Origin of the sequence: Rhodococcus sp. 66b (assembly GCF_002076325.1) — a bacterium.
Taxonomy (GTDB): Bacteria; Actinomycetota; Actinomycetes; order Mycobacteriales; family Mycobacteriaceae; genus Rhodococcus_F; species Rhodococcus_F erythropolis.
This window is the reverse complement of sequence record NZ_MUZB01000011.1, coordinates 123,017-138,182: the sequence shown is the minus strand read 5'-3', so window position 1 is coordinate 138,182 and position 15,166 is coordinate 123,017. Positions and strand designations below refer to the sequence as shown.

At 63.7% G+C, this 15,166-nt stretch carries 14 protein-coding genes; 6 read left to right on the top strand and 8 right to left on the bottom strand.

All coding sequences use genetic code 11. The annotated features are described in order from the left end of the window. The first annotated feature begins 57 nt into the window (after positions 1-57). Genes B0E55_RS21035 through B0E55_RS21025 form a run of 3 tightly spaced genes read left to right on the top strand, consistent with a single transcriptional unit; the run spans position 58 to position 2,642 of the window. Positions 58-885, top strand: coding sequence for a DUF3097 domain-containing protein (locus B0E55_RS21035; protein WP_003944813.1), 828 nt, complete (start codon positions 58-60; stop codon positions 883-885). A 42-nt stretch (positions 886-927) separates the two neighbouring features. Then, positions 928-1,359 carry an NfeD family protein gene (locus B0E55_RS21030; RefSeq protein ID WP_003944877.1) on the top strand — a complete coding sequence of 144 codons (432 nt, stop codon included), beginning with the start codon at positions 928-930 and terminating at the stop codon, positions 1,357-1,359. Further along, the gene (locus tag B0E55_RS21025; protein ID WP_003944935.1) at positions 1,359-2,642 is read left to right on the top strand and encodes an SPFH domain-containing protein; all 1,284 of its coding nucleotides are present in this window, start codon (positions 1,359-1,361) and stop codon (positions 2,640-2,642) included. Before B0E55_RS21030 ends, B0E55_RS21025 begins: the two co-directional genes overlap by 1 nt. A 36-nt stretch (positions 2,643-2,678) precedes the next feature. Here the strand turns inward: B0E55_RS21025 and B0E55_RS21020 are convergent, their stop codons facing one another. From B0E55_RS21020 to B0E55_RS21010, 3 genes are read right to left on the bottom strand one after another with little or no spacing between them, the layout of a single operon-like run. Then, complete coding sequence (locus tag B0E55_RS21020) at positions 2,679-3,212, bottom strand: hypothetical protein (protein WP_003944797.1); 534 nt, start codon at positions 3,210-3,212, stop codon at positions 2,679-2,681. Positions 3,213-3,267: 55 nt separating this feature from the next. Further along, positions 3,268-3,864 carry a hypothetical protein gene (locus B0E55_RS21015; protein WP_003944858.1) on the bottom strand — a complete coding sequence of 199 codons (597 nt, stop codon included), beginning with the start codon at positions 3,862-3,864 and terminating at the stop codon, positions 3,268-3,270. A gap of 31 nt (positions 3,865-3,895) precedes the next feature. Next, a complete protein-coding gene (locus B0E55_RS21010; protein ID WP_198538438.1) occupies positions 3,896-4,603 on the bottom strand; it encodes a TVP38/TMEM64 family protein in 708 nt (235 codons plus the stop codon). A gap of 423 nt (positions 4,604-5,026) precedes the next feature. Between B0E55_RS21010 and mutA the strand changes: the two genes are divergently transcribed. Genes mutA through meaB form a run of 3 tightly spaced genes read left to right on the top strand, consistent with a single transcriptional unit; the run spans position 5,027 to position 10,181 of the window. Continuing rightward, complete coding sequence (mutA, locus tag B0E55_RS21005) at positions 5,027-6,922, top strand: methylmalonyl-CoA mutase small subunit (protein WP_080910397.1); 1,896 nt, start codon at positions 5,027-5,029, stop codon at positions 6,920-6,922. Further along, on the top strand, positions 6,919-9,171 hold the full coding sequence (scpA, locus tag B0E55_RS21000) for a methylmalonyl-CoA mutase (protein ID WP_080910396.1): 2,253 nt from the start codon (positions 6,919-6,921) through the stop codon (positions 9,169-9,171). The genes mutA and scpA overlap by 4 nt, the downstream gene beginning before the upstream one ends. Positions 9,172-9,188: 17 nt before the next feature. Beyond that, a complete protein-coding gene (gene meaB / locus B0E55_RS20995; protein ID WP_003945003.1) occupies positions 9,189-10,181 on the top strand; it encodes a methylmalonyl Co-A mutase-associated GTPase MeaB in 993 nt (330 codons plus the stop codon). A gap of 61 nt (positions 10,182-10,242) precedes the next feature. Here the strand turns inward: meaB and B0E55_RS20990 are convergent, their stop codons facing one another. The 5 genes from B0E55_RS20990 to B0E55_RS20970 all read right to left on the bottom strand — a co-directional run bounded on the left by B0E55_RS20990 (position 10,243) and on the right by B0E55_RS20970 (position 15,166). Next, complete coding sequence (locus B0E55_RS20990) at positions 10,243-11,190, bottom strand: sulfite exporter TauE/SafE family protein (protein WP_019748438.1); 948 nt, start codon at positions 11,188-11,190, stop codon at positions 10,243-10,245. 230 nt (positions 11,191-11,420) lie between these two features. Further along, positions 11,421-12,455 (bottom strand): nucleoside hydrolase, encoded by a 1,035-nt coding sequence (locus B0E55_RS20985; RefSeq protein ID WP_080910395.1) that lies wholly within the window; start codon positions 12,453-12,455, stop codon positions 11,421-11,423. Next, entirely contained in the window at positions 12,448-12,924 is a 477-nt protein-coding gene (locus B0E55_RS20980; RefSeq protein WP_019748441.1) for an OsmC family protein, read from the bottom strand. Before B0E55_RS20980 ends, B0E55_RS20985 begins: the two co-directional genes overlap by 8 nt. Before the next feature lie 31 nt (positions 12,925-12,955). After that, positions 12,956-14,269: a CoA transferase gene (locus B0E55_RS20975; protein WP_080910394.1), complete on the bottom strand. Its 1,314-nt coding sequence runs from the start codon at positions 14,267-14,269 to the stop codon at positions 12,956-12,958. An 18-nt stretch (positions 14,270-14,287) separates the two neighbouring features. Beyond that, entirely contained in the window at positions 14,288-15,166 is an 879-nt protein-coding gene (locus B0E55_RS20970) for a 3-methyladenine DNA glycosylase (RefSeq protein WP_080910393.1), read from the bottom strand.

Sequence of the window (15,166 nt, the reverse complement as noted above, 5' to 3'; positions counted from 1 at the left end):
TTTAGTTCGGCGTGGCGACATGCGCGGCCCCGGCGTTGTGACCTAGCGTGATCCGGCGTGAGCGGTGGCAACGGATACGGTGACATTTTTGCGGGTCATACCCGCAAACAGAAGCGCGTGACGCCTGAAGTGGCGGCCGAACGTGATCTTGTCGTCGAGGATGCGGCGACAGGATTCTGCGGTGCGGTTGTCGGTTTCGAGCGCACGTACGACGGCGATTTCGTGCGACTCGAGGACGGGCGTTCCCGGACGCGGTTGTTCGCGATGCGCGAGGCGGCCTTCCTCATCGACGGCTCACCGGTCACCCTCGTTCGCCCGGCCCCCAAGCCCGCGTCCACCAAACCCGCACGATCGGCTTCGGGTTCGACCCGAGTCGAAGGCTTACGTGCACGCACGGCACTGCCCAGCCGGATCTGGGTGGAGGGAGTACACGATGCTGCCCTCGTCGAGCGGGTGTGGGGCCATGACCTTCGCGTCGAAGGTGTTGTCGTCGAACATCTCGAAGGGCTCGACAATCTGGGGGAGCGGCTTGCCGAATTCGGGCCGGGCCCCGGCCGCCGTGTCGGTGTCCTCGTCGACCACCTGGTCACCGGTTCCAAGGAAACCCAACTGACTCAGGGCCTCGGCCCGAACGTGTTGGTGACCGGACATCCGTACATCGACGTGTGGGAGGCCGTTCGTCCCAAATCTGTCGGAATCGCCTCCTGGCCGAAGATTCCACGCGGCGAGGATTGGAAGACGGGAATCTGCCGCGAACTGGGCTGGGGGACACCTCAGGAGGGCTGGCGGCGGGTCTACAACTCGGTCGAGAGCTTCCGCGATCTGGAAGCTCCCTTGATCGGTGCCGTCGAACAACTTGTCGATTTCGTTACCGAGCCGAACTGACGTAGCGGCGGCCTGGGTCACACATTCTGGTTAGATGGTGTTGTGGCTGCACTTATTTGGCTGATCGGAGCACTGGTGCTCGCCGGGGCCGAAGCGCTGGTGGGGGATTTCTTCCTGCTGATGCTCGCCGGTGGGGCGCTCGCTACTGCCGGTGTCAGTGCTGTCACCGACTTCCCGGTGTGGGTCGACGCCGTCATGTTCGGAGTGTTCTCCGCCGCCCTCGTCCTGGGCGTGCGACCGATCATGTTGCGTCGCTTCGGTAGTCCGCCACCGACCCCGACCGGAATTCAGGCACTCGAAGGCAAACACGCTCTGGTTCTGGAAGAAGTGGGCGAGCATTCCGGGCAGGTCAAGTTGGACGGCGAGGTGTGGACTGCCAGGCCGTACGACACCACCGAGGTGTACCCGCCGGGCACCAAGGTGACGGTGATGGAAATCAACGGCGCAACAGCAGTCGTCTGGAGGGGACCTTAATGGCAGCACTCATAGTGCTCGGTGTGTTGGTGCTATTCGTGATCTTGGTGGTCGCGAAGTCGGTAGCACTGGTACCGCAGGCAGAAGCCGCGGTGATCGAGCGGCTCGGTAGGTATTCGAAGACGGTGTCCGGCCAGCTCACATTCTTGATCCCGTTCGCCGATCGTGTGCGCGCCAAGGTGGATCTTCGTGAGCGGGTGGTCTCCTTCCCACCGCAACCGGTGATCACCCAGGACAACCTGACACTGTCCATCGACACGGTGGTGTACTTCCAGGTCACCAATCCGCAAGCTGCGGTGTACGAGATCAGCAACTACATCGCTGCCGTCGAGCAGTTGACAACCACGACGCTGCGAAACGTCGTCGGCGGAATGACCCTCGAAGAGACGCTGACCTCGCGTGATTCCATCAATGGTCAGCTTCGTGGTGTCCTCGACGAGGCGACCGGTCGCTGGGGCCTGCGAGTGGCCCGCGTCGAACTCAAGAGCATCGATCCTCCACCCTCCATCCAGGAGTCGATGGAAAAGCAGATGAAGGCGGACCGCGAGAAGCGCGCGATGATTCTGACGGCTGAAGGCCACCGCGAATCCGCTATCAAGACAGCCGAGGGTGCCAAGCAGAGCCAGATTCTTTCCGCCGAGGGCAACAAGCAGGCCTCGATCCTCAACGCCGAGGGTGAGCGTCAGTCCCAGATTCTTCGGGCTCAAGGTGACCGCGCGGCCAAGTACTTGCAGGCCCAAGGCGAGGCCAAGGCCATCGAGAAGGTTTTTGCTGCTATCAAGTCCGGTAAGCCGACTCCGGAATTGCTTGCATACCAGTATCTTCAGACGTTGCCGCAGATGGCGCAAGGCGATGCGAACAAGGTGTGGCTCGTGCCCAGCGACTTCGGTGACGCACTGAAGGGATTTGCGAAAACGCTTGGCGCGCAGGGGCAGGACGGTGTCTTCCGTTACGAGCCGCCGGCCGCCGAAGAGAATCTTCCCAACCCTGAGGACGATTCAGCTGAGGTCGCGGAGTGGTTTGAAACGAAATCCGATCCGGCTATCGCAGAAGCAGTCCGTGCTGCTGAAGTTGCTGCACGTACTCCCGTCGAAGATCCGGCGGCTGCGGTCAGGCACCTCCGTGAAAGTGCGCCCGAGCAGCCCGGATTCGTAGATCCCGCGCTGCCGCAGCAGAGTGAAAATCCTTGGCCCGGTCAGCTGCCGCTGCCGTCCGAACGCGAAGAGTTCCAGCAGAAGTACCCCTACCAGGATCAGCCGCCGGAGGGCGGCCAGCGCCGGTAGGCTCCTCTCGTAGTAATCGGGACGGGCGCTCGTCACCTACGTGATGAGTGCCCGTCCCGTTCCGCATACAGCGATCGCCCAGAGGACACTGACGAAAGTTCCCATGATGAACTGCTCGGACGCGTGAGGTTCGCGAAGTTCCGGGTACCGTGCGAGCCCCTTGACTGCCAAGACGATCGCGATCCCCTCCGGCCAGGTTGCGAGAATCGACGCCGCCACCGCGAGCCGTTCGAGGATGCCGATCACACGTCCGCCGCGAAGAGGTCCGGCGTCCGGTGCCGGGCTCCCGTCCGGTTGGCGACGAGCGATCTTGAAGGTGGCAAGTACCAACGGTGCACCGGCCGTGGCGGCGGCAAGTACGCACAGGACAAGCGTCGCCCCGAGAGCGAAACCGGTGACCGGGGTCGTTCGGGTCGATGCCAGTGCGGCAACACCCAGCGCCGGAAGAGCCACCACGGACGACGCCCATTCGGGGACTTCCAGTCGACCACGACTGAGCGGTCCCAGTGCCGCTGCAACTGCTGGTGCCGCGGCGGCGACGGCGAGCGCGATCAACGCCAGAACGACCATGTATTCGAGCCCCCTGCTGTGTCGACGAGTTTGTACCGGTGCGAGCGTGAGCAGTCTAGGGCTGGAGTCTGACCAAAAGTCGTTCTGCGAGTCTGCGCCCCGCGAGTTCTGCGTGCCACCCGGCTGTCAGGAGTCGCTTGGACATGGCCTGTTTGGTGATTCCGAGGTGGGCCGCCGCGCTGACCTGAGTAAGTCCGCTGTCCATCAGAGCGATGGCTTCGCGTCCGTCCTTCGTCTGTCTCGTGACAATCGTTCCGAGCAAGGTGAACGCGGCATCGACATCGGCGGCGAGTTCGTCGCGTGAGCTGTCGGCCGGCGCCTGTTCGACAGCAATTCTGGCCGGAGCTCGCTTGGCTCGCTCGACGGCGATCCGAGCAGCTTCGAATGCCGGTCCGCGTCCGGCCCTGGTCTGCCGTGGGAGAGGCTGCTCGACGGGACCGATCCCGATCCCGACACTCCAGTGCTCGCGCCGAATCAGCTCGAGTGCGACGAGGACGAGTAGCGCCGGATCGTCGGTCACCGCTTGAATCTCGTCGCCCGCCGTGCGCTCGAACGGCCGCAGGAGCCTGCGATCGGCCATGTCGTCGATGATGTCCCCGACGCGGTCGACATCGCGTCGGCTACCTCGCTGATCCACTGTCAGTACGAACATTAGTCAATGCTAGATAGTTGACTGTCAATAGTCAATCGTTTTGGGTTGACTCAATCAAATCAACCTCTTGAGGTTGACCTTTGTCGACGATGGTTTCGCCCGGTGAAGGCTGACGGCGAGCGTCGAACACCAGACCGGCGATGCCGATCGCAATGCAGATCCCGGACAGAATCAGGAGACGAGGATCGGCTTCGCCGGAGAGCGCATCGCCCAGAACGACAATCCCAACAGTGCCGGGCAAGATGCCGACGACGGTGGCAAGGATGTAGGGCACGATCCGGATCGACGAAATGCCGCAGCAGTAGTTCACCACCGAGAAGGGGACAAACGCGATCAAGCGCAGAGAGCCGACGGCCAGCCACCCCCGCTTTTCGATCCGCTCGTCCACCCGCCGGATCGTCGGACTCGAAATCCGTTGCCACACGACGTCACGGCCGATGGCGCGGACCAGGTAGAGGGCCAGAACGGCGCTCACAGTCGTTGCCGCCACGGTAAGAGCGATGCCGGTCACCGAGCCGAAAAGAACCCCCGCACTGAGGGTGAAGACGGTGCGCGGGAACGGCGCGACGGTGACTATCGAATGAACCAGGAAGAACACGAGGGGAAACGCCGGGCCAACCGAGTCCGCCCACTCTCGCACCTGGGACACCGTGGGATGTGGGGCGAGGAGGGCTGCGAGGAACAAAGCGAGCACTACCAGGACTATTGCGATCAATCTTCGGTCCAGCAGGCGTCCCATCACAGGTCACAAGGCTACCTGCGAACGGTGAACCGGGCCGACTGCCGACCCGCAATCGTGAGTCGAACATTGCCACGGGGGCGGGAAAGCGACGTGCTCCAGGCGACAATGAAACGGCGCTGTGACGAAAACCACTAGGCTTTCGGAGTGGCCTTCACCTGTAGTCCCGGCCAGTGAAACGAACTCGCGGGTAACCCGTAAACATGCTGAACAATCGCTAGGTAAGGGCCGGTCATACGTGCACGAACGACCGAATCTGCACGTCGTCTGACCGGTCGGAAAGTGGCCGCGAACAGCCCTGTGAAGAACATGACGTGATCCTCACGATATCTGGGCTCAACCGCGGGTTAGCATCACAGAACTAACGAACAAATCCGATTATCGGTAAAGCGCTCACGCAAAAAATGAGAGGGAGCGGACACAGTGTCATTAGCTTCAGAAGCCGAGGCTGTCGAGCAGGCGTACGCGGAGTGGCAGCGCTCCGTAGCCGGTGTGCTCGCCAAGTCCCGCAGAGTCGATGCGGCAGAACTGGGCCCCGAGCCACAGAAACTGCTCGAAACCGTCACCTACGACGGTGTCACTGTCGCACCGCTCTACAGCCCACGCGACGAGCGTCCCGAGCAGAGCTTGCCGGGCACGTTTCCGTACGTGCGTGGCGTCGACGCTCACCGTGATGTCAATGCCGGTTGGTTGGTTTCCGCTGCATTCGGAACCGCTTCGGCGGCCGAGACTAATCGCGCCATCCTGGACGCCCTCGAAAACGGAGTCAGCGCACTCTGGTTGAAGGTGGGCGCCGACGGCGTTCCGGTCACCGACCTCGCCGCTGCGCTCGAGGGCGTTCTTCTCGACCTCGCACCGCTCACGCTCGACGCAGGCGCCGAGGTGAACGATGCAGCCCGCGCACTCTTCTCTCTCCTCGATGCTCGCGGCGAAGCCGGCGACGGCGTCAGTGATCGCAGCAGTATCCGAGTTCACCTCGGTGCAGCGCCGCTGACCAGTTCGTTCTCAGGCGCAGCCGACGTCGAATTTGCAGGCGCCGTCGAGTTGGCCGCCCTCGCTGCAGCTCGCGCGGAAACCGTGCACGCGATCACCGTCGACGGCACGGCCTTCCACAACGCGGGTGCCGGCGACGCCGAGGAACTCGGAGCCGCGATTGCCGCCGGACTCGAATACCTCCGCGCACTCACCGCAGAGAGCGGTCTGACCATCGGTGCTGCGTTGTCGCAGTTGGCTTTCCGCTACTCGGCAACCGACGATCAGTTCCAGACCATCGCGAAGTTCCGCGCCGCACGTCTCGTGTGGGCCCGCATCGCTCAGGTCTGTGGAGCTTCCGACTTCGGTGGAGCGCCGCAGCACGCAGTCACCTCCGCCGCGATGATGGCTCAGCGTGATCCCTGGGTGAACATGCTGCGCACGACCCTCGCTGCATTCGGCGCCGGCGTCGGCGGAGCAGATGCAGTGACTGTTCTTCCGTTCGACGTCGCCCTGGCCGACGGCACCCTTGGTGTCAGCAAGTCCTTCTCCTCGCGCATCGCGCGCAACACGCAGTTGCTTCTCCTCGAGGAGTCGCACCTGGGCCGCGTGCTCGATCCGTCGGCGGGCTCCTGGTACGTCGAGGACCTGACGCAGCAGATCGCCGCCACCGCGTGGGAGTTCTTCCAGGAAATCGAAGCAGCCGGCGGATATCTGGCGGCACTCGAAGCGGGAATCGTCTCCGGCCGCATCGCTGCCACGAAGGCCAAGCGTGACTCCGACATCGCACACCGCAAGACCACGGTCACCGGTGTCAACGAGTTCCCGAACCTCGGCGAAACGCCGCTGTCCGTCGAAGCCGTCGAGCCCGGCCAGTCCGTCGCCCGCTACGCAGCTGCATTCGAAGCGCTTCGTGACCGTTCGGACGCGTTCCTCGCCGCCGGCGGCGCCCGCCCCACTGCGCTTCTCGCGCCGCTGGGCTCGGTTGCAGAACACAACGTGCGCACCACGTTTGCGTCCAACCTGCTCGCTTCGGGTGGTATCGACGCAGTCAACCCCGGCCCCCTCGAGGTAGGCGCAGAAGCCATCTCCGCAGCCGTCAAGGCTTCCGGTGCCACCGTCGCGGTGCTGTGCGGCACGGACAAGCGCTACGGCGAGAGCGCCGCAGCGGCCGTCGCCGAACTTCGCGCTGCCGGCATCACCAAGGTGCTGCTCGCAGGACCGGAAAAGGCAGTCGCCGACGCGACCGGCGATTCTCGCCCGGACGGATTCCTCACAGCCCGCATCGACGCAGTGTCGGCTCTGACCGAACTGCTCGACTTCATCGAGACGGGAAGCTCCAAGTGACGACACGAGAGGTCAAGCACGTGATCGGCAGTTTCGCCGAGGTCCCACTCGAGGACCCGCAGTCTCCGGCACCCACACCGCCGTCGGTCGAGCAGGCACAGGCGCTCATCGAAGAGGGCGCAAATGCCAACAACTACGCCGCCGAGCAGGTTGTCTGGTCCACCCCGGAAGGCATCGACGTCAAGCCGGTGTACACCGGTGCGGACCGCACGGCCGCCGCCGAGTCCGGTTACCCGCTCGACAGCTTCCCGGGCGCAGCGCCGTTCCTGCGTGGTCCGTACCCGACCATGTACGTGAACCAGCCGTGGACCATTCGCCAGTACGCCGGATTCTCCACTGCCGCGGAGTCGAATGCGTTCTACCGTCGTAACCTCGCGGCCGGTCAGAAGGGCCTCTCGGTCGCCTTCGACCTCGCCACACACCGCGGCTACGACTCCGATCACCCTCGCGTTGCGGGTGACGTCGGAATGGCCGGTGTCGCAATCGATTCCATCCTCGACATGCGTCAGCTCTTCGACGGAATCGACCTCTCGCAGGTGTCGGTCTCGATGACGATGAACGGCGCCGTGCTGCCGATTCTCGCGCTGTACGTCGCTGCGGCAGGCGAGCAAGGCGTCACCCCGGACAAGCTGGCCGGAACGATCCAGAACGACATCCTCAAAGAGTTCATGGTTCGTAACACCTACATCTATCCGCCCAAGCCCTCGATGCGGATCATCTCGGACATCTTCGCGTACTCCAGCGCGGAAATGCCGAAGTACAACTCCATCTCCATCTCGGGCTACCACATCCAGGAAGCCGGAGCGACGGCCGATCTGGAACTGGCGTACACCCTTGCGGACGGCGTCGAGTACATCCGCGCCGGCCTCGACGCCGGTATGGACATCGACAAGTTCGCACCGCGCCTGTCCTTCTTCTGGGCCATCGGCATGAACTTCTTCATGGAGGTCGCCAAGCTCCGCGCCGGACGCCTCCTGTGGGCCGAGCTTGTTGCCAAGTTCGATCCCAAGAGCGCGAAGTCGCTCTCGCTGCGTACCCACTCGCAGACCTCGGGCTGGTCTCTGACCGCGCAGGACGTCTTCAACAACGTTCCGCGTACCTGCGTCGAAGCCATGGCTGCCACCCAGGGCCACACTCAGTCGCTGCACACCAACGCACTCGACGAGGCCATCGCACTGCCGACGGACTTCTCCGCCCGCATCGCCCGTAACACCCAGTTGCTGCTGCAGCAGGAATCCGGCACAGTGCGTCCCATCGACCCGTGGGGCGGCTCGTACTACGTCGAGTGGCTCACCAACGAACTCGCCAACCGGGCTCGTAAGCACATCGAAGAGGTCGAGGAAGCCGGCGGAATGGCTCAGGCCATCAACGAAGGCATCCCGAAGCTGCGCATCGAGGAAGCTGCCGCCCGCACCCAGGCACGCATCGACTCCGGTCGGCAGCCGCTCGTCGGCGTAAACAAGTACGTTCCCGACGAGGTCGACACCATCGAAGTTCTCAAGGTCGAGAACTCCAAGGTCCGCAAGGAACAGCTCGAGAAGCTGGTTCGCCTTCGCGCAGAACGTGATCCGGAAGCCGTCGAGGCCGCACTCGCGAGCCTCACCCGCGCTGCCGCATCCGCCGAAGGCGGCATGGAGAACAACCTCCTCGCCCTCGCTGTTGTCGCCGCCCGTGCGATGGCTACGGTCGGCGAGATTTCCGACGCCCTCGAAAAGGTGTACGGACGCCACCAGGCCGAGATCCGCACCATCAGTGGTGTGTACCGCGACGAGGCAGGAACGGTGAGCAACATCAGCAAGGCGATGGAACTGGTCGAGAAGTTCGCCGAGGACGAGGGACGTCGTCCCCGTATTCTCGTCGCGAAGATGGGCCAGGACGGTCACGACCGTGGCCAGAAGGTCATCTCCACGGCCTTCGCGGACATCGGATTCGACGTCGACGTCGGACCGCTGTTCCAGACTCCCGAAGAGGTCGCCAATCAGGCGGCCGACAACGACGTCCACGTAGTCGGTGTGTCGTCGTTGGCAGCCGGTCACCTCACCTTGGTGCCGGCGCTGCGGGAGGCTCTGGCTGCGGCCGGTCGTCCCGACATCATGATCGTCGTCGGCGGCGTCATTCCGCCCGGTGACTTCGACGAACTCTACGAGGCCGGCGCTGCTGCCATCTTCCCGCCCGGAACCGTCATCGCCGACGCTGCCAGCGGATTGTTGGAGAAGCTCTCCGCCCAACTGGGTCACGACCACAGCTGAGAAGGGGGTCACTGAAGATGGCACGTCAGCCCATCGACATTGATTCCCTCGCCGAGGCGGTACGCGGAAATCAGCGTGCCGGCCTCGCTCGGGCGATCACCCTCGTCGAGTCCACTCGCGACGACCACCGGGCCCTTGCGCAGCAGCTTCTACTGAAGTTGCTGCCCGAGGCCGGGGGAGCGCACCGGATCGGCATCACCGGCGTTCCCGGCGTCGGCAAGTCGACGTTCATCGACGCGCTCGGAATGTACTTGCTGGGCAAGGGACATCGGGTTGCGGTGTTGGCGGTCGATCCGTCGTCCACCCGCACCGGCGGCTCGATTCTCGGCGACAAGACACGCATGGCTCGGCTCACCGTCGAACCGAATGCGTACATCCGGCCGTCACCGACGTCCGGCACGCTCGGTGGTGTTGCCAAGGCAACCCGAGAGACCATCGTGCTTCTCGAAGCTGCCGGTTTCGACGTCATCCTGGTGGAGACAGTGGGTGTCGGCCAGTCCGAAGTCACTGTTGCCAACATGGTGGACTGCTTTACGTTCCTGACCCTCGCTCGTACCGGTGATCAGCTCCAGGGCATCAAGAAGGGTGTCCTCGAGCTCGCAGATCTGGTGGCGGTCAACAAGGCCGATGGAAAGCATGAGCGCGAGGCAAAGGGTGCTGCCCGCGAATTGGCCGGAGCGCTTCGCCTGATCTACCCGCACGACGCCATTTGGAAGCCGCCCGTCATCACGATGAGCGGCCTCGAGGGTGTCGGGCTGGACGAGTTCTGGGGAACTGTCACCAAACACCGTGAGGTGCTCACCGAAGCGGGACAGTTCGAGGAGAAGCGTCGCAAGCAACAGGTCGATTGGACCTGGACGATGGTCAACGATCAGCTGCTACGCAGGCTCTCGAGCAACGATCGGGTGCGTGCGATCCGGGCCGACGTCGAGCAGAGCGTGCGTGACGGTTCGCTGACGGCAGCGTTGGCGGCGGGGCGAATTCTCGACGCGTTCGACGGAAGCAACTAGGGCGAAAAAACAAAATCCCGGGTATCCGACAGCGGATACCCGGGATTTCTTCTGTGACGAGCTATCGTTCGCGTTTGACCGCAGGCTCGGTGAGTTCGTTCTCGACAGCGAGTTCGACTCCCGTGAAATCGCCTTCTGCCTCGGCTGGGGTGAGCGTGGACCGCTTCCACGCGTAAAACAGCAACGCTGCCCATGCGCCGAGAATGGCCAGGTAGCCGGCCACTGTGACCGCCCCGGTGATGTCGAAGGATTTGAACAGCTTCTGTGCGTTGGTCAACACGATGACGCCGCCCACCGCCGTTCCGAGCAAGGTTGCAGGCACGCGGCTGACCAGCCACGCCGCGAACGGGGCAGCGATGACACCGCCGAGCGCGAGACCGGCGACAACGAGGAGGTTTCCAGCAGACTCACGACCCAATCCGACAAGAAATCCCAGCGACGCGGCTGACGCGACCAGAAACTCCGAGGCGCTGACCGAGCCGATCACGGTGCGCGGCGCGGTCTTGCCCCGCGAGAGCAGCGTGCTGGTGGTGATCGGACCCCAACCACCACCGCCGGATGCATCGATGAAACCACCGAACAGGCCGAGTGGGGACAGGAAACGTGCAGTGTGCGGAGTGGTACGAGCATCCGCGACGGCCGGTGGGCGGACCGAAAAGCGAAGTGCCACATAGATACCGATGGCCAGCAGGATCGTCGCCGTGATGGGGACTGCCGCTTCGGTGGACAGACCCGAGAGCACGGTTGCGCCGATGAATGCACCGACTGCGCCGGGCACACCGAGCTTGGCGACGAGCTTCCAGTCGATGTTCTTGAACTTCCAATGCGACACACCCGAAGCGAGGGTGGTGCCGACCTCGGCCAGGTGAACAGCGGCGCTGGCCTGAGCCGGACCGAGGCCACCGATCATCAACAGTGTGGTTGCGGTGACACCGAAGGCCATACCGAGGGCGCCGTCGACGAGCTGGGCGCCGACGCCGACAAGGGTGAACAAAAGAAGGTTGAACATGAGAAGACAGACTCCGAGCGAAGAAGCGACAAAGTCAGGGGTGCAGGCAGCGAGAATCGCCGCTCAGCAACACGCCTGATCGAAGCATGCGCTACGACGAGTGGGCCAGAACGCCATCAATCCGAGCGCAAATGCCGGGGAGGCATCGTGGCTGGAAATCTGCACGTCAGGTCCTTTGTTCTCGTTCGTTGGTGTTCTGTCCATGCGAGCATAGCCGGTGCCCGGCTCGGTCAACCCACGACGCGGGCGTAATTTCCCACTCGGTGGACAAGTCGATCGAAGAATTCCGCCGGATCGGTGCTGACCGCGATATCCGCGTTGGGCTCACGCTTCCAGTGCCCGACCCAGTCCGCGACCGTCGTTCCGATCAGCAGTGGACTCTCGGTTTCGACATCTACCGTTGCCGGCTTCAGCGTCGCCAAGCTCGGATCGAGCGCGACGGCAGCAGCAAAGGGATCATGCATGTGAGCAAGAAATCCCTGGTCGTATTCTTGATGGAATTCCATGTAGAACCGGATCGCGTCGGACATATGCCTGATCACGCTGTTGGACGCGGAACTGCGGACGTCGGGACCGTCGTCAGGCGAGATGATCTCTTCCGGAGTGCTCCCGGCAGCTTCGGCGAGCCGACGCACATGTTCGGGGAACATCTCGATGGATTCGGTGACGTTGAGGCCGCAGATGATCGGGCGCCGGTGCGCGGGTACGACGGAGAACGCGTCGAACACCTCCTTGGCGGCGTGCGGATCCACCGAGACGTTCCACTCCGCGGTCGGCGTCGTGTTGCCCGGATAGTTGAACGACCCACCCATCACGACCAGTCGCTTCAGCAGAGACGGCAGATCGGGTTCACGTCTGATCGCCAGCGCAAGGTTGGTGAGCGGCCCCGTCACCAATCCGGTGAGTTGTCCGGGGTACTCCCGGACGAGATCCACCCAGAGGTCGGTGGCGGTTCGGACCGAGCGCTTGCGACCCGAATCGGGGAGGACGGCATGCCCGATCCCTTGCGGACCGTGAGTCTCCTCGGTGGTGCGCAACGGGATGACCAGTGGCTCGCGGGCGCCGAGTGCAACCTCGATGTCCGGGGCGCCGCAGAGCGCAAGCCAGTTCAAGTTGTTGGCCGCGACCTGTTCCACCGGAACGTTGCCGGCGGTGCTCGCTATCCCCAGAATCTCGGCTTCGGGGCTGGCAAGGAGATAGAGAAGTGCCAACGAGTCGTCGATGCCGGTGTCGACGTCGACGATGAGCTTGTGCGTATCACTCATCGGTGGCCACCAGGATCGTCGGTGAGTGCAGGACAGGGAAGTTGACCGACCGAGCGATGAAGCACTTCGTGTGTGCGGGGCCGTGAAGCTCCTCGGCCTTCTCGACCATCGACGCCTCCGCGACCAATACCGTCGGATTCAACGTCACTTCGATGAACTGGCCGCCGCCATCGGATTCCTCGATCATGCTGCCGACCGGCTGATCGCTGTAGTCGAGAACGACGACCCCAGCGGCAGCTGCCAGACCGAGGTACCAGAGCATGTGGCATTGGGCGAGGGAGGCAACGAGCAGTTCCTCGGGGTTCCATCGCTGCGCGTCACCGCGGAACGAGGGATCGGAGCTGCCGAGAAGTTCCGGCTTTCCGACCGCGGATATTGCATGATTGCGCGAATATCCCTGCGTGCTGGACGTTCCGGTTCCCAGATCGCCCGTCCACTGAAGGTCGAGTGTGTAGGTATGTGACTTCACAGGTCCATCTTGCCCTGAATGTGCCGGTCCCTCAGTGTGCCCACTCCGCCCGATCCGATCCCCACGGATGGGATGGTTCGGGGTAGTCCTCGAACTCTGCCAGCGCGGGTCGTGCGGTGGTCACGTCGGCATGGTTGACAACAACATTCAGGCCGGGAGCGGTCGGTAGACCGGGATGGACGGTTCGGCCGGGTGCGTCGAGAAGACGGGCGCCGGTGCTGGCCAATGACACGTCGACATCGCGGCCACGGCCGTCGTGCGAGCGCAGCGTCAACGCGTCGAGGATCCCAGCTGCCAAGAAGTATCCGGTCGAGTGGTCGAGGGCCTGCGCTGGAAGTGCGCCCGGTTTCTCGCCGCCCTCGAGGAACGAGATACCGGATGCGGCCTGCACGATGCTGTCGAAGCCGCGGCGATTCGCCCACGGACCTTCCCATCCCCATGCGCTGACGCGCCCGTGAATCAGGTGGGCGGGAAGATCCTGCCCGATGAGTGCTTCGAGTGCGCCCGGACGGTAGCCGGTGACCAGTACGTCTGCGGTGTCGAGGAGTTCGCGGAATGCTGCCGCTTCCGCCGAGGACTTCAGGTCGAGAAGCGCCGACCGCTTGCCCTGGCCACTGTCGAGGTGCTGCCATCCGATCTCGGGGATCGCCGGAGGGTCCATCCGCAGAACGTCAGCGCCGACCAGCGCGAGGGCACGGGTCGCGACCGGGCCGGCGATGACGCGGGTCAGGTCGAGAACACGTGGGCGCGTCGGATGCGTGCGGGGTTTTCCCTCGTCGCGTACTCGGATGGATACCAGAGGCTCAGACCTCGCAGCTGCGCACTGCTCACTCAGGCGCCACTCGGTCTCGGTACGAACACGGACCGCGATGGCGCCGATCCCGGCGGCCTGCTGCTCGATCTCGATGGCGCTGAGTTCGGATATCCGTTGCGCCACTGCATCTTTAGGTGATCCATGGTCGAGTTCGAGGATGGCGAGCAGGCGGTCGCGATGGTGTGGATAGTTGCCGTGCGTGCGGACCCAACCGTCGCGGGTGGCAAAGAACCCCGAGTATTCGGAGAATCCGTTGATCGGTTCGCCGCCGATCCGGAACAGTCGATCGCTCGAGAAGGACGCGGCGATGCGCTCGGGATCGAGGGTCCAGTGTCCGTCGCCCGGGCCGGTTGACCGATGAATTGCCGAGGCGAAGGCCGCGACTGAGCCTGCAGCGAGGTCGAACACCGGCAAGTGCGCCGCAAGGAAGCCCGCCGAGTCCGGGCATTCGATGTGGCCGCGTCGGTCGTCGGTGTGCACCCCGACGTCACGTTGGTATTCGTCGAGATAGAACCCGTACCCGTGATCCATGTGGCGCCTTTCGGCAGTTCAGTGGCCGAGAAGCTCCCGGCACTTCTCTGCCAGCGTATCGCGGAGCGGCGCAGCACGATCCGCCAACTGTTGTTGCTGACGCACGTATTCGGCGCGGCCCGCGGGAGTTTCGATACGAATGGGGGAGTACCCGTACTCGGCGAGGTCGTATGGGCTCGCGCGCATGTCGAGTTCACGGGCCAGGAGCGCGTGTTCGAAGCACCGCATCACCAGATCGGAATCCACGAGTGGCAACAACTTGAAGCTCCACTTGTACAGATCCATACCGGCGTGCAGGCAGCCCGGCTGTTCGTGATCGATCTGAGTTTCGCGTGCAAGCGGGAGCGAGTTCTTGGGAGCGGCGTCCGGTGTGAAGAACCGGAACGCGTCGTAGTGCGTGCATTTGAGTGGCAGGGATTCGACGACCGCGTCGGTACCGGCGAACCCGAGCCGCAGCGGCACTGACTGGTGACGGATCGCGTCCTCGCCGCCGCGATAGACCATCGCCCATTCGTGGAGGCCGAAACAGCCCAGCACAGCGGGCCGCGCAGACGTCTGATTCAACAGATTCCACACGAATTCGACTGTGTGACGCCGACGCTCCAGCACGGAGGCCTCGACCGTCGCGGTACCCGAATCGTCGACGCGGTAGCCGGAGAAGGCTGCGTATTCGCCGGCGTTCTCGAGTGCGACTCCGTACCCGGGGTGCCAGCGGCGCAGTTGCGCGGGCTTGAAGTTGTAGTACGTGAAGAGGAAGTCGTGCACCGGGTGAGAGATACCGGCGCTACGACGCGCTCGGTGCGGCTCGACGAGCTTCTCCACCTCCTCGAGGTGAAGTGCCCGCCGAACCGTCCACTCGCTCTGCGCGAGTGCGAGTGAATGCACCGTACGTGTCAT

What these genes read in the sequence shown, in the direction of transcription:
- B0E55_RS20985 (WP_080910395.1), bottom strand. Translation starts at nt 12,455, where the DNA reads ATGAGTGATACGCACAAGCTCATCGTCGACGTCGACACCGGCATCGAC.
- B0E55_RS21015 (WP_003944858.1), bottom strand. Translation starts at nt 3,864, where the DNA reads ATGTTCGTACTGACAGTGGATCAGCGAGGTAGCCGACGCGATGTCGAC.
- B0E55_RS20970 (WP_080910393.1), bottom strand. Translation starts at nt 15,166, where the DNA reads ATGACACGTACGGTGCATTCACTCGCACTCGCGCAGAGCGAGTGGACG.
- B0E55_RS20975 (WP_080910394.1), bottom strand. Translation starts at nt 14,269, where the DNA reads ATGGATCACGGGTACGGGTTCTATCTCGACGAATACCAACGTGACGTC.
- B0E55_RS21010 (WP_198538438.1), bottom strand. Translation starts at nt 4,603, where the DNA reads ATGGGACGCCTGCTGGACCGAAGATTGATCGCAATAGTCCTGGTAGTG.
- B0E55_RS21020 (WP_003944797.1), bottom strand. Translation starts at nt 3,212, where the DNA reads ATGGTCGTTCTGGCGTTGATCGCGCTCGCCGTCGCCGCCGCGGCACCA.
- B0E55_RS21025 (WP_003944935.1), top strand. Translation starts at nt 1,359, where the DNA reads ATGGCAGCACTCATAGTGCTCGGTGTGTTGGTGCTATTCGTGATCTTG.
- meaB (WP_003945003.1), top strand. Translation starts at nt 9,189, where the DNA reads ATGGCACGTCAGCCCATCGACATTGATTCCCTCGCCGAGGCGGTACGC.
- B0E55_RS20990 (WP_019748438.1), bottom strand. Translation starts at nt 11,190, where the DNA reads ATGTTCAACCTTCTTTTGTTCACCCTTGTCGGCGTCGGCGCCCAGCTC.